General features: G+C 66.9%; 20 protein-coding genes. 12 read left to right on the top strand and 8 right to left on the bottom strand.

Translation table 11 applies throughout. The annotated features are described in order from the left end of the window. Positions 1–118: 118 nt before the first annotated feature. Positions 119–517, bottom strand: coding sequence for a hypothetical protein (locus tag AC1DX2_RS00415; RefSeq protein ID WP_477194305.1), 399 nt, complete (start codon positions 515–517; stop codon positions 119–121). A 73-nt stretch (positions 518–590) separates the two neighbouring features. Here AC1DX2_RS00415 and AC1DX2_RS00410 point away from each other — a divergent pair, with 73 nt between their 5' ends. From AC1DX2_RS00410 to AC1DX2_RS00385, 6 genes are all read left to right on the top strand, one after another. Continuing rightward, positions 591–2,474, top strand: a complete 1,884-nt coding sequence (locus AC1DX2_RS00410) for a bifunctional diguanylate cyclase/phosphodiesterase (protein WP_477194304.1) — start codon at positions 591–593, stop codon at positions 2,472–2,474. A 101-nt stretch (positions 2,475–2,575) separates the two neighbouring features. Further along, a complete protein-coding gene (locus AC1DX2_RS00405; protein ID WP_477194303.1) occupies positions 2,576–3,133 on the top strand; it encodes a MarR family winged helix-turn-helix transcriptional regulator in 558 nt (185 codons plus the stop codon). A 54-nt stretch (positions 3,134–3,187) separates the two neighbouring features. Then, positions 3,188–3,715: an arsinothricin resistance N-acetyltransferase ArsN1 family A gene (locus AC1DX2_RS00400; protein WP_477194302.1), complete on the top strand. Its 528-nt coding sequence runs from the start codon at positions 3,188–3,190 to the stop codon at positions 3,713–3,715. A gap of 71 nt (positions 3,716–3,786) precedes the next feature. Further along, positions 3,787–5,289 carry an NAD(P)-binding domain-containing protein gene (locus AC1DX2_RS00395; RefSeq protein WP_477194301.1) on the top strand — a complete coding sequence of 501 codons (1,503 nt, stop codon included), beginning with the start codon at positions 3,787–3,789 and terminating at the stop codon, positions 5,287–5,289. Between the two features lie 3 nt (positions 5,290–5,292). Beyond that, positions 5,293–6,501 (top strand): sulfite dehydrogenase, encoded by a 1,209-nt coding sequence (soxC, locus tag AC1DX2_RS00390; RefSeq protein ID WP_477194300.1) that lies wholly within the window; start codon positions 5,293–5,295, stop codon positions 6,499–6,501. Beyond that, on the top strand, positions 6,494–7,045 hold the full coding sequence (locus tag AC1DX2_RS00385) for a c-type cytochrome (protein WP_477194299.1): 552 nt from the start codon (positions 6,494–6,496) through the stop codon (positions 7,043–7,045). The genes soxC and AC1DX2_RS00385 overlap by 8 nt, the downstream gene beginning before the upstream one ends. Positions 7,046–7,084: 39 nt before the next feature. Here AC1DX2_RS00385 and arsA read toward each other — a convergent pair whose 3' ends face one another. The 3 genes from arsA to AC1DX2_RS00370 all read right to left on the bottom strand — a co-directional run bounded on the left by arsA (position 7,085) and on the right by AC1DX2_RS00370 (position 10,550). Then, a complete protein-coding gene (arsA, locus tag AC1DX2_RS00380) occupies positions 7,085–8,860 on the bottom strand; it encodes an arsenical pump-driving ATPase (protein WP_477194298.1) in 1,776 nt (591 codons plus the stop codon). A 15-nt stretch (positions 8,861–8,875) separates the two neighbouring features. Next, positions 8,876–9,238: an arsenite efflux transporter metallochaperone ArsD gene (arsD, locus tag AC1DX2_RS00375; RefSeq protein WP_477195731.1), complete on the bottom strand. Its 363-nt coding sequence runs from the start codon at positions 9,236–9,238 to the stop codon at positions 8,876–8,878. A 112-nt stretch (positions 9,239–9,350) separates the two neighbouring features. Then, a complete protein-coding gene (locus tag AC1DX2_RS00370; protein WP_477194297.1) occupies positions 9,351–10,550 on the bottom strand; it encodes an MFS transporter in 1,200 nt (399 codons plus the stop codon). 94 nt (positions 10,551–10,644) lie between these two features. Here AC1DX2_RS00370 and AC1DX2_RS00365 point away from each other — a divergent pair, with 94 nt between their 5' ends. The 3 genes from AC1DX2_RS00365 to AC1DX2_RS00355 are packed head-to-tail and all read left to right on the top strand — an operon-like array spanning position 10,645 to position 12,165. After that, positions 10,645–10,971 (top strand): ArsR/SmtB family transcription factor, encoded by a 327-nt coding sequence (locus tag AC1DX2_RS00365; RefSeq protein ID WP_477194296.1) that lies wholly within the window; start codon positions 10,645–10,647, stop codon positions 10,969–10,971. Positions 10,972–10,984: 13 nt separating this feature from the next. Further along, a complete protein-coding gene (locus AC1DX2_RS00360) occupies positions 10,985–11,485 on the top strand; it encodes an arsenate reductase ArsC (RefSeq protein ID WP_477194295.1) in 501 nt (166 codons plus the stop codon). A 5-nt stretch (positions 11,486–11,490) separates the two neighbouring features. Continuing rightward, positions 11,491–12,165, top strand: a complete 675-nt coding sequence (locus AC1DX2_RS00355; protein WP_477194294.1) for an aquaporin — start codon at positions 11,491–11,493, stop codon at positions 12,163–12,165. 43 nt (positions 12,166–12,208) lie between these two features. Here the strand turns inward: AC1DX2_RS00355 and AC1DX2_RS00350 are convergent, their stop codons facing one another. Then, positions 12,209–13,252 (bottom strand): DMT family transporter, encoded by a 1,044-nt coding sequence (locus tag AC1DX2_RS00350; protein WP_477195730.1) that lies wholly within the window; start codon positions 13,250–13,252, stop codon positions 12,209–12,211. Positions 13,253–13,291: 39 nt separating this feature from the next. Continuing rightward, positions 13,292–14,203, bottom strand: a complete 912-nt coding sequence (locus tag AC1DX2_RS00345; RefSeq protein ID WP_477194293.1) for a sterol desaturase family protein — start codon at positions 14,201–14,203, stop codon at positions 13,292–13,294. 166 nt (positions 14,204–14,369) lie between these two features. Here AC1DX2_RS00345 and AC1DX2_RS00340 point away from each other — a divergent pair, with 166 nt between their 5' ends. The 3 genes from AC1DX2_RS00340 (at position 14,370) to AC1DX2_RS00330 (ending at position 17,149) form a co-directional block, all read left to right on the top strand. Continuing rightward, positions 14,370–14,975: a TetR/AcrR family transcriptional regulator gene (locus AC1DX2_RS00340; RefSeq protein ID WP_477194292.1), complete on the top strand. Its 606-nt coding sequence runs from the start codon at positions 14,370–14,372 to the stop codon at positions 14,973–14,975. 180 nt (positions 14,976–15,155) lie between these two features. Continuing rightward, positions 15,156–16,076 carry a Fe-Mn family superoxide dismutase gene (locus AC1DX2_RS00335; protein ID WP_477195729.1) on the top strand — a complete coding sequence of 307 codons (921 nt, stop codon included), beginning with the start codon at positions 15,156–15,158 and terminating at the stop codon, positions 16,074–16,076. After that, complete coding sequence (locus AC1DX2_RS00330) at positions 16,073–17,149, top strand: Cj0069 family protein (protein ID WP_477194291.1); 1,077 nt, start codon at positions 16,073–16,075, stop codon at positions 17,147–17,149. Before AC1DX2_RS00335 ends, AC1DX2_RS00330 begins: the two co-directional genes overlap by 4 nt. A gap of 9 nt (positions 17,150–17,158) precedes the next feature. On the opposite strand, the gene AC1DX2_RS00325 is transcribed toward AC1DX2_RS00330, so the two are convergent. Both AC1DX2_RS00325 and AC1DX2_RS00320 read right to left on the bottom strand, forming a co-directional pair. Continuing rightward, positions 17,159–17,554: a hypothetical protein gene (locus AC1DX2_RS00325; RefSeq protein ID WP_477194290.1), complete on the bottom strand. Its 396-nt coding sequence runs from the start codon at positions 17,552–17,554 to the stop codon at positions 17,159–17,161. Then, on the bottom strand, positions 17,551–17,892 hold the full coding sequence (locus AC1DX2_RS00320) for a heavy-metal-associated domain-containing protein (RefSeq protein WP_477194289.1): 342 nt from the start codon (positions 17,890–17,892) through the stop codon (positions 17,551–17,553). The genes AC1DX2_RS00325 and AC1DX2_RS00320 overlap by 4 nt, the downstream gene beginning before the upstream one ends. Positions 17,893–17,894: the final 2 nt, after the last annotated feature.

Genomic DNA, 17,894 nt, shown 5'->3' with positions numbered 1-17,894 from the left:
ATGCGCCCGCGACCGGCGAGAGACCGCACAGCGGCACGCAACCAGCACATCGGGGGCAGCCCATCAACCCAAGCCAGGCTACACGTGCAGGCGCACGCCAGCCCTGAGCTTGGTCAACTCAGGCGAGGAAACTTCGTGGGGGACGGTCCAGCCGCTCGCCGCCGGCCGAGGCGGCTGCCACGGCGAGGGCCGGGAAAGCCTGCGCCGTCACCGGTGCGGCAATGGCAATGGACATCTCGGACACCAGGGCCGAGCCCACGCAGCACGGTGCGCAATGGGTGCACTTGTGCTTTTGCTGGCCTTGGCCGTGCTGGCTGTGGTCGTGGCTGGCCTGGTCGGGATGGCTGGCGTCAAGCGTTGCCGCCACCATCATGGCCGCATGGTCGTGCGGCGCTGCTGCTTGCGCCATGCCAGCCTGGCCCTGCCCGCAAGCCAGCATGCTGGCCTGCGCATAGCCCTGCGCGGACAGCGCCAGCAGCAGGTAAGCAGTCAACAGGATTTTCAGCCAGCGGCCCATGGGCGCCATTTTAGACGAGCAGCCGCCATGGTGTTGCCATACTCATAGGGTGCGACTCGATAAAATGCCGCGCATGCCTCAACGCCGCGCCCTGCGACGCTTTCGCATGGCGCTGATTGGCGGCAACCTGGCCGTGCTGGCCATGCTCGCCCTCGTCACCACCCTGTCGCTGCAAGCCAGCCGCGAGGGCCTGACGCTGCGCGCGCGCCAGGCGGCTGAAAACCTGGCCGCCACGCTGAGCGTGAACGTGGCCAGCGAGATCAAGCAGGTGGACAACGCCCTGCTCTCCACCAACCAGCAGCTCAACCGCCTGCAAGCCTTCGGCAAGCTGGACACGGCGCTGGCGACCGTGGTGGCCAATGAGCAAAAGGCCCAGGTGCCGCAGGTGGGCACCGTGCGCGTGACCGACGCCAGCGGCCTGGTGCTCAACAGCGGCCAGCCCACGCCGGTGTCGGTGGGCGACCGCGACTACTTCGCCCAGGCCCGCGCCCAGCCCGACAAGCTCATCATCTCCGAGCCGCTGCAAGGCCGCATCATCAAGGGCTGGGGCATCATCCTGGCGCGCGCGCGGCTGGGGGCTGACGGCAGCTTCCAGGGCGTGGCCTATGCCAACCTCAGCACCCAGCATTTCGTCGACCTGTTCAACCACTTCAACCTCGGGCCGCAAGGGGCCGTGTCGCTGCGCTCGCCGACGCTGAAGCTGGTCGCCCGCTACGCCGTGGGCGACAAGACGCCAGACGCCGGCATCGGCAAGGTCAGCCTGTCCGCCGAATCCCTGACGGTGATGCAGGGCAACCCCGAGCAGGGCTTCATGCTGAACCGCACCTCCATCGATGGTGTGGAGCGCGTCGGCGCCTACCGCCGCGTGCCCATCTACGGCCTCACGGTGCTGGCCGGGCTGGGCACGGACGATTATTTTTCGCTGTGGCGGCGCGAGGCCGAGCAGCAAACCGGGCTGACGCTGCTGCTGGCCGCACTGGTGGTGGGCGGCTCCCTGCTGTTCTACATACGCCAAAAGAGGCAGTGGCGCGCACAGCAGGAAATCGCCGAGTTGGCCGCCGAACGCGGCGCCATGCTGGACAACAGCCTGGTCGGCAGCGTGCGGCTGAAAGGCCGCGTGGCCCAGTGGCACAACCAAGCGCTGGCCGACCTGTTTGGCTACCCGCCAAACGGGCTGCTGGGCCAGAACTCGCGCGTACTCTATCCTGACGACGCCAGCTACGAGCTGGTGGGCCAGGGCTATAGCCACTTCTCAGGCGGCGGCCAGTTCCGCACCCAGATCCAGATGCGCCACAAGGACGGCCACCTGATGTGGATGGATGTCAGCGGCGCGCCCCTGCCCGATGGTGAGTCGCTGTGGATGATGGTAGACATCACCGCCGTGAAGGACAGCGAGATGCAGGCCAAGCACCAGGCCCTGCACGACAACCTCACCGGCCTGGCCAACCGCCTGCAGCTCACCGACGCGCTGGCCTATGTGTTGCGCAACAGCGAGCGACACAGCCACAAGGTGGCGGTGTGCTACATCGACCTGGACGGCTTCAAAGCTGTCAACGACACCCAGGGCCATGACGCCGGCGATGCTGTGCTGCGCGAGGCCGCCCGGCGCATGAACGCCAGCGTGCGCGGCAGCGATCTGGTGGCCCGGCTGGGCGGCGACGAGTTCGTCATCATCCTGGGCGAGTTGCACAACCGCGACGAGCTGCGCGTGGCCCTCAACCGCCTGCTGGCCACCCTGCAGCAGCCCATGCAGCTGGTCACCGGCCAGCAGGCCACGGTGAGCGCCAGCATAGGCGTGGCGCTGTACCCCGAGCACGGCCTGCAGCAGGAAACGCTGATGACGCGGGCCGACGAGGCGCTGTACCTGGCTAAGCGGACCGGCAAGAACCGGTTTGCGATTTATGGGCACGTCACCGGCGATGCGGTGGAGGCTGGCGGCACCACCTTGGCAGAATGAGCGCGCATCTGCACACCCCGATGGCCACGGCTGGTCAAGGGGCCTGGGCGATTTGACAAAAGTGAATCGCCCATATATAGTTGTCAGTAGCAATTAAATATATGCCAGCAGTTGCCAAACAATTTCCTGTTTCACCAGACATCCAGCATCTGGACGAAGACGCCCAAGCCCTGCATTGGGCGGTGTCCGATCTGGTGCGCGTGTACCAGTTCCGCGACCGCAACAAGATTTGCTGCCACGACATCTCCGTCACCCAGTGCTATGCGCTGGAAAGCCTGGTCAAGCGCGGCCCCATGCAATTGAACGCGTTGGCCGCCGAACTCTTTCTCGACAAAAGCACCACCAGCCGCGTCATCGACGCGCTGGAGCGCAAAGCGTATGTAGAGCGCATCCCCAAGGCCGATGACCGCCGCGCCGTGGCGCTGCGCATCACCCGTGCCGGGCGCGCGTTGAATGAACGCATTCACCGCGACCTGGTCGAGCAGCAAAAGGCCCTGTTGCGCGACCTCGACCCCGCCATGCGCGCCACAGTGGCCGAAGTCATCCAGAAGCTGGCCCATGCCGCAGAGGCCCGGTTTCAGACCGGCAACTCCTGCGCCCTGCCCGGTGTTGATGATGGCGACTGCTGCCCGCCTGCCATGTCGTGCGCCAAGACATGAGCTCTTTTTTTTTACCTTAATAGTTGCTAGTAACAACCAGTAAAGGAATCTCCGATGCCATCCACCCGCCCCGCCACCGTTTCCGACGCTGCCGCCATCACGGCCATCTACAACCAGGGCATCGCGGACCGCGGCGCGACTTTCGAGACCACGCCGCGCGCGGTGCAAGAGCTTGAAATACGCCTTGCAGACACCAGCCGCTGCCCGTTGCTGGTGGCTGTCGACGATGCCGGCGCCGTGATTGGATGGGCGGGCACCTCCAGCTACCGCAGCCGCGCTTGCTATGCAGGCATTGCCGAATTCTCGGTCTACCTGGCACGCGAGGCACGCGGCAAGGGCGTGGGCGTGCAACTGCTGGAAGCGCTGGTGGTTGCCGCGCGCACCGTGGGCTACTGGAAGCTGGTCTCGCGCGTCTTCACCTTCAACACCGCCAGCCTGGGCATGTGCAAACGCGCCGGCTTTCGCGAGGTCGGCATCTATGAAAAGCACGGCCAGCTGGAAGGCCGCTGGCTGGACGTGGTCATCGTCGAACGCCTGATTCCCGAGAACCTCACCGCCAGTCTGGCCCCAGCGCTGGCATAGCCGCAGCAGCGGCACCCCCAATACACCCATTCACCCATTCACCCATTCACCCATTCACCCCGGAGTACACCATGCAACACCCCACCCATGCACCGCTTCCCGTCGCCATCATTGGCGCTGGGCCCATAGGCCTGGCCGCCGCAGCACATGTGTTGGCGCAAGGCTTCACGCCCATCATCTTCGAGGCCGGCTCCGGCGTGGCCGCCAACCTGGACAGCTACCGCCACGTGCGCCTGTTCTCGCCCTGGCGCTACAACATCGACAAGGCCAGCCGCGCGCTGCTGGAGCAGCATGGCTGGGTTGCGCCCGCGCTCGATCAGCTGCCGACCGCAGGAGAGGTGCTGGACCACTACCTGGCCCCGCTCGCCCGTGTGCCGGCCATTGCCACCCATTTGCACCTGAACAGCCCGGTGACACACATCACCCGCGCAGGTTTTGACAAGGTGAAAACCTCAGGCCGGGAAGGCGCAGCCTTCGTCATCCGGGTCAGGCAGCCGGGCGGCGAGCGGGAATTCCGCGCGCAAGCGGTGATCGACGCCTCAGGCACCTGGAACCAGCCCAACCCCCTGGGTGCCAACGGTTTGCCGGCCCTGGGTGAAGCGGCGGCAGCAGACCACGTCGCCTATGGCATGCCCGATGTGCTGGACCGCCACCGTGCGCGCTACGCGGGCAAGCGCATCCTGGTGGTGGGGGCGGGGCACTCCGCCGCCGGCACGCTGATTGCCTTGGCGCAACTGGCCGAGGAAGAACCCAGCACCCGGCTGGTGTGGGCGATTCGCGGCAACAACCTGGCAAAAGTCTTTGGCGGCGGCGCTGCAGATGGTCTGCCTGCCCGTGGCGCGCTGGGCCAACGGCTGAAGGCCTTGAAGGACAACGGGCAGCTGGAGCTGCATGAGAACTTCCGCATCTTTGCGCTGAAGTCCCAAGGCGCGGCATTCACGGTGGTGGGCGAACCGTTCGCGGGTGTGTCCCCCGTCATCGACGGCGTGGACGAGCTGATTGCCAGCACCGGCTCCCGCCCCAACCTCGCGCTGGCCAGCGAACTGCGCCTCAAACTGGACGCCTGGCTGGAGAGCACCGAACAGCTTGCGCCGCTGATCGACCCCAACCTGCACAGCTGCGGCACGGTGCGCCCGCATGGCCACCGCGAGTTGGCGCACCCTGAGGTGGGCTACTACGCGGTGGGCGCCAAGAGCTATGGCCGCGCCCCCAATTTCCTGATGGCCACCGGTTACGAGCAGGTGCGCTCCATCGCCGCCGTGCTGGCCGGCGACATGGTTGCGGCGGACGATGTGCAATTGGAGCTGCCGCAAACCGGCGTGTGCAGTACCAACTTCGCGCCGACAGCCGCTGCCGCCACGAACAGCGGCTGCTGCGGCGGCCCAGCGCCCAAGGAGAGCAATGCCTGCTGCGCGCAAGACGCCACCGCCAAGGCCCAGGGACAGGCAGGCTGCGGCTGCGGTGAAGTCGCTACACCTGTAGCCATAGCCGCACCCGTGGCCGTGGCCCAGCCCAGGAAAACCGGCGGGTGCTGCGGCCCCGCCAAGCGCGAGCCCAACACCACGGCCGCATGAGACATGCGCCCCAGCCACCACAACAAACCTTTTGACCTGGCACGCCGACGCAGCCTGCTGGGCGCGGGCGCTGCGGTTGCCGGCACCGTCTTCGTCCAGGACAGCACGGCACGCGAACTGGGCGCACCACGGCGCGGCTACGGTGAGCGTGCGCAATTCGAGCAATCTGTGCGCTCGTTCACCCCCGGTGCAACACCTGGCACCGGGTCCAGCCGCACACCGCTGCAAGACCTGTACGGCAGCATCACGCCGTCATCCCTGCATTTCGAGCGCCACCACTCCGGCGTGCCGGTGATTGACCCCACGCAGCACACCCTGCTGATCCACGGCCTGGTGGAGCGGCCTCTGGTGTTGAGCATGGAAGACCTGAAGCGCTTCCCCGCCACCTCTCGCATCCACTTCATTGAATGCGCCGGCAACACGGGTGCTGACCATGCTGGTCGCCCCGGCATCAACCCGCAGCGCAGCCATGGGTTGCTGAGCAATACCGAATGGGCAGGCGTACCCCTGAAAACACTGCTCCAGGAAGTGGGGGTAAAACCAGGCGCGACCTGGCTGGAGGCCGAGGGCGCGGATGCGGGTCGCCTCAACCGCAGCATTCCGCTGGCCAAGGCGCTGGACGATGTGCTGGTGGCCTACGGGCAGAACGGTGAGGCGCTGCGGCCCGAGCAGGGCTACCCGCTGCGCCTGGTGGTGCCCGGCTGGGAAGGCAACATCAACATCAAATGGCTGGGCCGCATGGCCCTGGTGGACCAAGCCACCATGACACGCGACGAGTCCGCCTACTACACCGACCTGATGCCCGATGGCAAAGCCCGGCAGTTCAGCTTTGTGATGGAGGTGAAATCGGTCATCACCCGCCCGGCTGGCGGCCAGAAGCTGCCAGGCCGGGGCTACCACGACATCACCGGCCTGGCCTGGTCGGGCCGGGGCAAGGTGGCCCGGGTGGAAGTGTCCACCGACGATGGCCGCACCTGGGGTGATGCGGAACTGGTGGGCCCGATGCTGCCCATGGCTGCCACGCCGTTTCGCTACCCCTGGCGCTGGGGCGGCGAGGCTACCACGCTGCGCTCACGCGCCACGGATGACACCGGGCAGACGCAACCCACGCGCGAGGAAATCATCGCCGTGCGCGGCATGAACGCCACCGACCACTACAACGGCATCAAGGTCTGGCATGTCAAACCCGATGGGAGCATCAGCCATGCGTAAACCAACAGTCGCACTGCTGGCTTTGCTGCTGGCGCTCTTGTGCGGCCCGCTGCTGGCCGGCAATCCCAAAGCGCTGGACATTGGGCGGGCTGCCAGCCCCGCAGAGCTGGCCTCGCGCGCCATTTCGGTGGCGCCCGATGGCAAGGGCTTGCCGCCAGGCCAAGGCAACGCCGTCACAGGCCGCGCGGTCTACATGGCGAAGTGCGCCGCCTGCCACGGCGCCAAGGGGGAAGGCAACGATGATTTTCCGCAACTGGTGGGCGGGCGCGGCACACTGGCCACAGCACAGCCCATCCAGACCCTGGGCAGCTTTTGGCCCTACGCCACCACCGTGTGGGACTACGTGAACCGGGCCATGCCCTACCAGGATGCCGGCACGCTGACGGCGGATGAGGTGTACGCCGTCACCGCTTACCTGTTGCACCAGAACGGCATCGTGGGTGAGCGCACCGAGCTCAACAGGTCTAACCTGGCGGCCATCAAGATGCCGAACCGCAACGGCTTTGTGGTTGACCCGAGGCCGGATATTCCCGCAAAGAAATGACCCAACCCGGCGAGCCGCGACACCCCAAGCGAGAGGGTCTCAAACCGCTGCGGTTTCAGCTTGCTCTGCCGACAGGTCGAGCAAACGCGCGACCCCAATAGGTTCATCTTTACGCAGCGGCACCAGCGCGTAGCGCTTGGCATGCTGCGAGGTCACACTTTGAATAGCAGCCATCTCGTTGTGCGCGCGCTGACGCAGCAACGGCGAGCTCACGGTGGTCGCCGCCACGCTGTTGTTGATGACCCAGGCCCAGGGCTCTATGCCGGCGCGGCGCAGATCGGCCTGCAAGCCGGCAGCCTCCAGCACCGGCGTGGTTTCAGCCAGCGTCACGATCAGCACCTTGGTCTGCCTAGGGTCTTGCAGCTGCATCATCGGTGTCTTGAAGTGCCGACCGCTGCCCTCCATTTGCCGCACGATGTCGCGGTGGTAGGCGCCAGTGGCGTCCAGCAGCAGCAGCGTGTGGCCGGTAGGCGCGGTGTCCATCACCACAAACACCTTGCCGGCTTCGCGTATCACGCGCGAGAAGGCCTGGAACACGGCAATCTCCTCCGTGCAGGGCGAGCGCAGGTCTTCCGCCAGCAGGGCGCGCCCATGCGCGTCCAGCTTGGCACCCTTGCTGGCCATCACCTCGCGGCGATAGCGCTCAGTGGCCTCACGCGGGTCGATGCGGCTGACAGTCAGGTTGGCCATCTCACCGTGCAGCGTTTCGGCCAAATGAGCGGCCGGGTCGGAGGTGGTCAGGTGCACCGGCAGGCCACGGCGCGCCAGCTCCACGGCCACGGCGGCGGCCAGCGTGGTTTTGCCCACGCCGCCCTTGCCCATCAGCATCACCAGGCCATGGCCGTCGGCGGCAATCTCATCCACCAGAGCGGACAGGCTGGGCGCCTGCAGGCGGGGCAACGGTGTAACCGGGCTGTCTGAGGTGGGTGGGGCCGCATCCAGCAACTGGCGCAGCGCATCCAGCCCCACCAGGTTGAAAGGCTTCAGGGGGATCTGGTCTGTGGGCAGGCTGGCCAGCACTGGCGGCATGGCGCGCAAGGCATTCTGCTCGCGCTGGCAGATCGATGCCGCCAGCGCATCGCCCTGCGTCTGCGCCAGCGGAAACACCGCGTTGAGCACCAGGTACTGGCGCGAAAAGCCTATGGCCGCCAGCTCGTCGTGCGTGCGCGCCGCCTCGCGCAGGCTGGACGCCTGCGCCCGCGCCACCAGCACCACGCGCGTGCGCAGCGGGTCGGCCAGCGCCTGCACTGCCGCGCCGTATTGGGCCTGCTGCTTTTCCAGCCCGGCCAGTGGCCCCAGGCAGGAGGCGTCGCCCTCGCCGGTTTCCAGAAAGCCACTCAAGGCCCCGGGGAGTTGCAGCAGGCGTATGGTGTGGCCGGTGGGCGCGGTGTCGAACACGATGTGGTCGAAGTCGCGCACCAGGTCCGAGCCCGTCAGAAGGCCGGTGAATTCGTCAAATGCGGCAATCTCGGTGGTGCAGGCGCCTGACAGCTGCTCTTCAATGCTGTTGACCACCTTGTCCGGCAATACGCCGCGCACCGGGTCCACGATCTTGCTTCGGTAGGCCTGCGCGGCTGCCTGCGGGTCAATCTCCAGCGCCGACAGGCCAGCCACCTTGGGCACGGCCACGACGTGGTTGCCAATGGCAATGCCAAACACTTGCCCCACGTTCGATGCCGGGTCGGTGCTGACCAGCAGCACGCGCTTGCCCACCCCCGCCAGTTGCATGGCGGCGGCACAGGCGATGGAGGTCTTGCCCACCCCGCCTTTGCCAGTGAAAAACAGGAAGCGCGGAGCTTGGTCCAGGAAGTTCACGATGCGTCCCGCCGCTCAGCAGCAATTGCCGCCAGAGCAGCACGCAGTTGCCTTGGCCGGCTCTGCAGCCGGCGCAGCAATGCCCGCCAAGCGGGCCAGTTCCGCGCGCGCAGGGTAACGACCCGCCAGGGCTATGGCGCCGTCCACCAGCACCAGCGGCAAGCCGGATTCACCCGCACGCTCCAGCACGCCCTTGACCGCATCATTCGACGCAAATGCCATCGGTTGCTGAGCCAGGTTGAAGCGCTCGACTTGAGCGCCGTTTTTCCGTGCCCAATCCACATCCGCCGCAAAGCTGACCAGATGCTGGTCGACCTCGGCCCCGCAAACGCCAGAACTGCAGCACAGGGCTGGGTCAAACACTTGAACGTTTTTCATATGCATTCTTTTCTGGGAAATTTGGCGCCATTCAGGACGTCGTGGTCCGTACGCTTCCCATCATTGGACAAGAGCGCGCAGTTTTCCTTGCGGCAGGTCAAGTGCTCAGCAATCAGAGCGGCTTCGCTGGCTTGAGCACCATGAGCGCTGCAAACGCTGAAACGCCCATGCCGATGGACAGCCACAGCGCAGACGCGCCCATGCCGTCAATGGCCAGGCCGAACAAGAAAGGCGCCAGGGCCTGGGCAAACCGCGCAGGCATCATCAGCGCTCCTTGGCGCGCGCCATAACCGGCCGGTCCAAAGAAGACCAACGGCAAGGTGCCATTGGCAATGGTCATGATGCCGTTGCCCACGCCATGCAGCACGGTGAAGACAACACCCGCCGGTGCCCCCATGGCAATGAACAGGCCAGCCCCGACGGCATGGGCCAGTGAAGCCAGGCGCGCCGACAGCAGCGGGCTGACATTGCGCAACAAGCCGTATTCCAGCAGCCGGCCGGCCACCTGGGCCGGCCCCACCAGCGCGGCCAGGCCAATGGCTGCGGCCATGCCCACGCCATTGGCCTGCAACAGCCTGGGCAAGTGCGTGGCCATGGCGGTGCTGACAAACCAGGTGACGCCAAAGACAAAGGCCAGCAGCAAGCCAATGCGGCGGCTCTGCGCAGGCGTCAATGCGGTGTGAGGCTGCGACGGCTGACGGTCTGCCGTGCTTGAAGCGTTCTCCGGCTCGGCGGTGCTCGCGCCGGCCTTTGCCAACGCCGGTATCCACAGGTTCAAGGGCAGCGCCACCAGCAGATGCAGGGCCGCCCAAGCCAGGCAGGTGCCGCGCCAACCAACGACTGTCAGCAGCCAACCCGACAGGGGCCAGCCCACGGTGCTGGCGAAGCCCGCAATCAGCGTGACGCCGGTGATGGACGGGCGCGCGCTGGCCCCATAAAGCCGCACCAGGCTGGAGAACACCGCTTCGTAAAACCCGGCGGACATGGCCAGGCCCAGCAACAGCCAGGCCGCAAACAAGCTGACCGTGCCTTGCGCGTAAGCCAGCGCGACCAGGCCAGCGGCAAACAGCAGATTGGCGCCCGGCAGCACCACCCGCCCGCCATGGCGGTCAACCAGCCGGCCCGCCAGCGGCCCCAGCACGGCAGACACCAGCAAGGCTGCTGACAGGGCCAGGAACACCGTGGCCACAGACGAGCCCAGCTCAGCCGCCATGGGCTGCCCAATGATGGCCAGCAAATAGTAGGTGGAAGCGTAGGCAATGGTGACAGCACCACCCAGTTTGCACACCGTGGGCCAACGGCTGTCAGGCATGGGCAGGCGAGTTGTCCCCGGTCATGGTGGCCATTGTCGGGCGTTGAAATATGGTTGTCATAAAACTATTCAATAGTTATTGTAATATTGAACAATGACTGAAGCCCAAACAATTTCCGCCCTGGCTGCGCTGGCCCAGACCCACAGGTTGCGCGCCTTCCGTGCGCTGGTGATTGCCGGCGAACAAGGCTTGCTGCCGTCGCACATGGCGGAGCAACTGGCGGTGGCGCCCAGCGCGTTGTCTTTTCACTTGAAGGAGCTCAGCCACGCGGGCCTGGTCAGCAGCGAGCAGCGCGGGCGCAACCATGTCTACCGCGCCAATTTTGAAACCATGAACACTCTGCTGAGCTACCTGACCGAACACTGTTGCGAAGGCGAACCCTGCGCAGTCAGTCCGGCAACCGCTTGCAGCACTTGCTAAGGAATCTTCTGCCATGAGCGACAAACCCCTCAACGTGCTTTTTCTGTGCACGCACAATTCGGCGCGCAGCATCCTGGCCGAAGCCACGCTCAACCATATGGGCCGTGGCCGCTTCAAGGCCTACTCGGCCGGCAGCAGCCCGCGCGAGAACCAACAGTCCAACCCGCTGGCGCTGAAAGTGCTGCAGTCCGCTGGCATCACCACCGAGGGCCTGTACAGCAAGAGCTGGGATGAGTTTGCCAAGCCCGACGCGCCGCACATGGACCTGGTCATCACGGTGTGCGACAACGCCGCCGGCGAGGTGTGCCCCTATTGGCCCGGTCACCCAGCCACCGCCCACTGGGGTTACGCCGACCCCTCAGAGGTGCAAGGCACCAACGAGCAACGGCTGGATGCCTTCAGGCAAACCCTGCACGCCATCCGCCGCCGGCTGGACCTGCTGGTCAATCTGCCTGCAGACCGCGTAGCCAAGCTGATGCTTGAGCAAATCGCGCGCGACCTGTCCAAGGCCTGAGCCGCATGCAGCACAACGTCTCCAAGGCCCTGCTGGCCGAGTGCGTGGGCACAGCCATGCTGCTGTGCGCTGTCATCGGCTCCGGCATCATGGCGGAACGCCTGAGCGGCGGCAACAACGGCGTGGCCTTGCTGGCCAACACGCTGGCCACGGTGTTCGCGCTGTACGTGCTGATCGAAACCCTCGGCCCGGTCAGCGGCGCGCACTTCAACCCTGCGGTGACGCTGGTGCTGGCGTTTCGCGGTGGGATGTCTTCGGACGACCGCGTGTCGCTGACGGCGCTCTACATCCTGGCGCAGTGCGCCGGTGCCGTGCTGGGCGCGTGGCTGGCCCATGCCATGTTCGACATGAGCATCATGCAGTTCAGCACCAAGGTCCGCTCAGGCACAGGCCAATGGATTGCCGAGGCGGTGGCCACCGCCGGCTTGCTGTTCACCATCCTGCGCGCGCCGGCCAAGCGGGTTGCCGCGCTGGTGGCCTGCTATATCGGGGCGGCTTACTGGTTCACCGCGAGCACATCGTTTGCAAATCCCGCCGCCGTGCTGGGCCGCATGTTCAGTGACAGTTTTGCCGGCATCTCGCCCGCGAGCAGCCCGGGCTTCGTCATGGCGGAACTGGTCGGCGCGGCGGTGGGAACCGTGCTGGCGTCTTTCTTGAAGACAGGCGCGGATGAGCCGTGAGGCGGTGGGGGCCAACTGAGCTGCCCGACAAGCTTCACTCACCTCAGTGCTCGTGCCGGTGGTGCGCATCCGGGTAGTGCGCGTGCACATGGCGCAGCGGCTCATGCTGGTGCGGGTGGCTGTGGGTGGTGCCGGGGGGCACGTCCACATCGTGCGCATGCTCATGGTGTGCGTCGTGGGTGTGCTTGTGCGCATGGGCCAACGGCTCGTGCGCGTGCCAGTGGCCGTGCTGCTCGGTCAGGTGCAGCCACAGGCCCAACGCCATCAGTGCGCCAGCAACCACCAGCGTAGCGGTCAGCGGCTCGCCCAGCAGCAGGGCCAGCAGCGCGCCAAAAAAAGGCGCGATGGAAAAATAAGCCCCCGTGCGCGCCGTGCCCAGGTGCCGCAAACCCACCACAAACAGCGCCAGGCTGACGCCATAGGCCAGCAAACCCACCACCATCGCCAGCGCCATGCTGGCCGGCGGGGGCAGATGGGCGCCCAGCACGCCCAGGGCCAGCCCCAGGTTGACGGTGCCGGCAGCCAGCCCCTTGACGCAGGCCAGCCAAGCGGCATCCGTCAACGACAGCTTGCGCGTCAGGTTGTTGTCCACGCCCCAGGCCAGGCAAGCGCCCAGCACCGCCAGCGTGGGCCACAGGGCGCCTGGGCGCGCCTCGCCCGGCCAGCCCAGCACCAACGCGCCAGTCACAATGGCCAGCATGCCCAACGCAATGCGGCGGTCAAAGTTTTCCTTGAAGGCAAACCAGGCCAGCAGCGCGGTGAACACACTTTCGGCGTTCAGCAACAGCGATGCGCCCGAGGCCGGCATGCCGCTGAGCCCGAACATCAGCAGCACCGGCCCCACCACGCCGCCCGCCACAATGGCGCCCACCAGCCAGGGCCACTCGCCCGCCGGCAGCCTGACCGGCTCGGCACGCATGACGCGCCGGTAGATGAACAAGCCCAGGCCCGAGCCCAGGTAGAACAGCCCCGCCAGCACCCAGGGGTCGACCGCCGCCAGCAATTGCTTGGCCAGCGGCGTGCCGGCGCCAAACAGCAGGGCAGCACCCAAAGCCGCTGCCACGCCGCTGTGGCGCAGGCCATGCATGAGTTTCATCCCCCGTATTGTGCGCGCCGGCACGGCTGCTCACCGGAACGGCAGCGCCAGCACCTTCACCAGTTCATGGCTCCGAGGGTAGCGCGCCGGTTCGCCCACGCCCAGCGCCAGCGGCAGGCGACCGGGTTGGTATTGGAACGTGCCAAACACGATGTCCCAAAACGGCGTCAGCACACCAAAGTTCTTCGCCTCGGCCAGGTTGCTGCTGTGGTGGTAGCGGTGCAGCTCGGTGCCCACCAGCAGGTAGTTCAGCACGCCGGCCCTTATGTCCACATTGAAGTGTGACACCAGCCCCTGCAGCCCCATCAGCGCGTTGAACAGGAAGATGGTCTCGGGCCGCGCCCCCAGCACCACCAGCGGCAACTGCACCAGCGCCAGCGAGACGAGAAAGTTCAGCGGATGGCCCACCGGGTGCATCAGCAGGTAGACCTTGTCCGGCAGGTGGTGCGGCACATGCAGCTTCCACAGCCAGGCGCCCCAGCGGCCCTGGCCCTCGTGGCTCAGGCGGTGGTACCAGTACTGGGAGAACTCGAACACCAGCAGCAGCGCCGCAAACTCCACCCAAAAAGGCGTGCCACTGACGATGCCGGTGTTCAAGCGGCTCAAGTCCAGCGCCAGCCAGCCAAAGGCCAGCTTCAGCAGGCCGGCGATACCACCGTTGACGGCGATGTACTTCAGGTCGCGCCCGAAGCTGGCCCAGCTCATCTTCCACTCGGGCTTGGCCGGGTACGCAAACTCCACCGCCAGCAGCAGCGCGAACCGGGCACCGCCCATCCAGGCAAACACGGTGGTCAGGTCCCAGCCGGCCCACAGCGAGGCGGCAAACAGCCCCAGCGTGACAGCCAGCAGCAAGGGGTAGAACAGGTAGCGCACAAAGCCTTCCAGGGCGCCGCGAGGCCCCGGGGAAGCAGGTGCGGAAACGGTGGTGGTGCGCAGGGTCATTCAAGCTCCAGGGGTAAAAAGGGCCTTGCCAGGATGTTGGACACGGTGTTCAATAAAGAACGTGATGGCCGCCATCTTGCGGCACCCTCGCGGCGCGCGAAAGCACCTTGGCGCGCGCTTTGTCCGTTAACGGACGCCCAAGCTGTTTGTGTGCAGGAACCCTTTCATGACCCACCGACCCACCCCCTCAGCGCAGCCACTCGACCGCCGCGTGCAGCGCACCCGCGACGCCTTGCGCGAGGCGCTGATGGCGCTGATGGTGGAGCGCGGCTGGGACGCCATCGACGTGCAGACGCTGTGCGAGCGCGCCAACATCGGCCGCTCCACCTTCTACCAGCACTACCCCAACAAGGAAGACCTGCTGAAGGCCAACTTCGAGATGCTGCGCCAGATCCTGCTGGCCCAGGCTGGTGCCGGGCCGGTGCACGCAGGTGCCGTCCCCGCTCAGGCCGGGCCGCTGGCCTTCGTGCCGGGCCTGGTGACACATGTGCACGAGGCGCAGCAGGTGTTTCGCGCGCTGATAGGCCGGCGCTCCGGCCAGTATGTGCAAGACCGCTTCCGCGAACTGATGGTGCAACTGGTGCTGGCCGCCACACCTGCGCCCAAGGCGCGCGGCTGGCAGGCGCAGGCCCAGGCGCACTACCTGGGGGGCGCGCTGTTTGAGCTGCTGGCCTGGTGGCTGACCAGCAACCGTGCGCACAAGCCGCAAGACATTGCCGCGCTGTTCCAGCACTGGAGCCGCCAGGTGCTGGAAGCGCCGCCGCTGCGCTAACGCCGCCCTGTTCGCACCGCCCTGCTCACACCGCTGTGCTACCATTTGCATGCGGGGACACGAGCGGTCTCCCCACGCTTCCAAGGGCGCGCCTTGCGCCCCAAGCACTGCTCCTGATCTTGGGTACCCATGCCCTGGTAGGAGCTTTCCTTGAGTCAACCTGTTTCCACCCCCGACATCCTGGCCCAGCGCATCTTGCCGCTGCCGTTTGACCCTGCCCAGCTGCCCGGCCTGTCCGACAAGCTGCTGCGCAGCCACCACCAGAACAACTACAGCGGCGCCGTCAAACGGCTCAACGCCATCCGCACCGAACTGCGCCAGGCCCCGCCCGCCAGCCTGCCCGGCTACTCACTGAACGGCCTGAAGCGCGAAGAGCTGATCGCCACTAACTCCATGCTGCTGCACGAGTTGTACTTCGACAGCCTGGGCGCCAGCCCGCAGCCCATGACGCCCGCCATGGCGCTGGCCCTGGCCGGCAGCTTTGGCAGCGAGGCGCGCTGGCGCGACGAGTTCACCGCCATGGGCAAGGCGCTGGGCGGCGGCTCGGGCTGGGTGGTGCTGGCCTTCCAGCCGCGCGACGGCACGCTGGTGAACCAGTGGGCCGCAGATCACACCCACGCGATCGCCGGTGGCGTGCCCCTGCTGGCGCTGGACATGTATGAGCACGCCTACCACCTGGACTTTGGCGCCAATGCCGCCGCCTATGTGGACGCCTTCATGCCCCTCATCGACTGGGCCAAGGTCTACGCCCGCTATCAGCACGCCGTGCACGCTGCAAGCGAGACGCTGGCCGTGCTTGACGCCAGCCCCGCCGCCATGCAGCAGCGCCTGGTGCTGGACGTGCGCCGCCAGGCCATGTATGCGCAAGGCGCCAACACCCTGCCCGGCGCCCAGTGGCGCGACCCGGCCACGGTGACGCAATGGGCCGCCGAGCTGCCCGCCGGTGAAGAGGTGCTGGTGTATTGCGTCTACGGCCACGAGGTGTGCCGCGCCACCGCGCTGAAGCTGCGCGCGCTGGGCGTGCAAGCCAGCTTTCTGCCCGGCGGCATCGACGGCTGGGCCAGCGCCGGCAAGCCGCTGCAGCCGAAGGAGGCCACGTGAGCGCCGGCCCGGCCCATGGCACGCCTGGCATACCCCACAAACCCCGCCTGGCCCTGCTGTACCCCGGTGACCGCGAAGCGCGCACGCGCAATAACCCCGCCGAGAGCCGCTTCGCCGCCCTGTTCCAGGCCTTTGCGGATGCCGGCGTGGCCGCAGAGCCCGCCATCTACCACGACGACTTTGCCGACGAAGTGGCCGCCCAGCTGCGCACCGTGGACGGCGTGCTGGTCTGGCACAACCCGGTGGAAGCGGGTCGCCGCCGCGACCGGCTGGACGCCCTGCTGCGCGAGGTGGCACAGTCCGGCACTTTCGTCAGCACCCACCCCGACGCCATCCTGCGCCTGGGCACCAAGGACGTGCTGCTGGCCGTGCGCGACCTGCCCTTTGGCAGCGACGCGGTGCGCGTGGACAGCCTGGCGCAACTCGCCGCCGAACTGCCCCAGCGGCTGGCACGCGGTGCCCGCGTGCTGAAGCAGCACCGTGGCCACAGCGGCATAGGCGTGTGGCGCGTGGCGCGCGTGGCAGGCTCACCCCTGCTGCAGGTGCGCCACGCGCAGCGCGGCAGCGAAGAAGAGCACATGGACATGGCCACGCTGCAGCAGCGCCTGGCGCCCTATTTCGAGCCCGATGCCGGCGGCCACATGGTCGATCAGGCCTGGCAGCCACGCCTGGTGGACGGCATGGTGCGCGCCTACCTGGTGCAGGGCCGCGTGGCCGGCTTTGGCCACCAGGCCATCAATGCGCTGTACCCCGCCAGCGGCGGTGAGGCCGCACCCACGCCCGGCCCGCGTCTGTACCACCCGGCCGACCTGCCGCAGTTCCAGTCGCTCAAGGCGCTGCTGGAAGGCGAAGGCGGCTGGATAGAGCAGCTGCGCCTGCGCGTGGGCGTGAGCCGCGAGCAACTGCCCCTGCTGTGGGACTGCGACTTCATGTTCGGCGAGCCCACGCCCGGGCAAGCGCAGCGCTACGTGCTGTGCGAGATCAACGTCAGCAGCGTATCGCCCTTCCCGCCCTCGGCCATAGCGCCGCTGGTGGCGGCGGTGAAGGCCCGGTTGGCGGGGACGCTTCAGTAGGCGCCGGCTCTAGCCCCCCAGCAGCGGCTGCACAAACGCAAACCAGCCGCCCAGCAGGTACAGCGCCACGCTCACGCCCAGCACCTTCCAGGCCGCGCTGCGCGTGCGCATGCAGGCAGCGCGCAGGGCCGGGTCGGCCGGGCACGGCGCATGACGGTTGCGCCACTGCAGCGCGGCGCTGACGGCCAGCATCAGCCCGGCGAAGGCGAACAACGCTGCCTTGTGCTCGCTCAGCCACACCACCTGCGGGAACACCGAGACGAGTGACGACAACGCCGCCCCAGCCCCCAGCGCCACCAGCAGCGCCGGTAGGGCGCAGCACACCAGCGTGCTGCTGCTGGCCAGCAGGCTGGCCAGCGAAGCCCACAGGCCGCCGCGCGTCTGGGCCATGCCGTCGGTGCTCATTTGCCGCCGGCCTTCAGCTCGGCGCGTATCTCGGCCACCGAGCGCGGCACCGTTTCCAGCTTGACCACGTCATAGCCCGCGTCCACGATCTCGGCGCTGATGGCCTTGCCGTCCAGCGTGTGGCCGTCCTTGGCCTGCACCGCCACGGTCTTGTTCTTCAGGTCCACAAACACAGCCTGCGTGGCGTCCATCTTGCCCAGGCGTTTTTCTATGCCCTGGGCGCAAAAGGCGCACACCATGCCGTTGACGGTGACCTTGACGCTGGTGGCCGCCAGCGCAGGCAAGGCACCAGCCAGCAGCGCTGCGGCGAAAAGGGATGTCTTGATGTTGAAAGCCATGA

It is taken from the genome of Hylemonella sp. P2_B10 (genome assembly GCF_056404875.1).
The sequence above is the reverse complement of the archived record's forward strand: the minus strand, read 5'-3'. Positions and strand labels throughout refer to the sequence as shown.

Coding starts and splice junctions, on each gene's coding strand:
- AC1DX2_RS00400 (WP_477194302.1), top strand. CDS start 3,188: ATGCCATCCACCCGCCCCGCCACCGTTTCCGACGCTGCCGCCATCACG.
- AC1DX2_RS00360 (WP_477194295.1), top strand. CDS start 10,985: ATGAGCGACAAACCCCTCAACGTGCTTTTTCTGTGCACGCACAATTCG.
- AC1DX2_RS00415 (WP_477194305.1), bottom strand. CDS start 517: ATGGGCCGCTGGCTGAAAATCCTGTTGACTGCTTACCTGCTGCTGGCG.
- AC1DX2_RS00320 (WP_477194289.1), bottom strand. CDS start 17,892: ATGGCTTTCAACATCAAGACATCCCTTTTCGCCGCAGCGCTGCTGGCT.
- AC1DX2_RS00340 (WP_477194292.1), top strand. CDS start 14,370: ATGACCCACCGACCCACCCCCTCAGCGCAGCCACTCGACCGCCGCGTG.
- AC1DX2_RS00405 (WP_477194303.1), top strand. CDS start 2,576: ATGCCAGCAGTTGCCAAACAATTTCCTGTTTCACCAGACATCCAGCAT.
- AC1DX2_RS00325 (WP_477194290.1), bottom strand. CDS start 17,554: ATGAGCACCGACGGCATGGCCCAGACGCGCGGCGGCCTGTGGGCTTCG.
- AC1DX2_RS00395 (WP_477194301.1), top strand. CDS start 3,787: ATGCAACACCCCACCCATGCACCGCTTCCCGTCGCCATCATTGGCGCT.
- soxC (WP_477194300.1), top strand. CDS start 5,293: ATGCGCCCCAGCCACCACAACAAACCTTTTGACCTGGCACGCCGACGC.
- AC1DX2_RS00410 (WP_477194304.1), top strand. CDS start 591: ATGCCTCAACGCCGCGCCCTGCGACGCTTTCGCATGGCGCTGATTGGC.
- AC1DX2_RS00345 (WP_477194293.1), bottom strand. CDS start 14,203: ATGACCCTGCGCACCACCACCGTTTCCGCACCTGCTTCCCCGGGGCCT.
- AC1DX2_RS00350 (WP_477195730.1), bottom strand. CDS start 13,252: ATGCATGGCCTGCGCCACAGCGGCGTGGCAGCGGCTTTGGGTGCTGCC.
- AC1DX2_RS00365 (WP_477194296.1), top strand. CDS start 10,645: ATGACTGAAGCCCAAACAATTTCCGCCCTGGCTGCGCTGGCCCAGACC.
- AC1DX2_RS00355 (WP_477194294.1), top strand. CDS start 11,491: ATGCAGCACAACGTCTCCAAGGCCCTGCTGGCCGAGTGCGTGGGCACA.
- arsD (WP_477195731.1), bottom strand. CDS start 9,238: ATGAAAAACGTTCAAGTGTTTGACCCAGCCCTGTGCTGCAGTTCTGGC.
- AC1DX2_RS00385 (WP_477194299.1), top strand. CDS start 6,494: ATGCGTAAACCAACAGTCGCACTGCTGGCTTTGCTGCTGGCGCTCTTG.
- AC1DX2_RS00370 (WP_477194297.1), bottom strand. CDS start 10,550: ATGCCTGACAGCCGTTGGCCCACGGTGTGCAAACTGGGTGGTGCTGTC.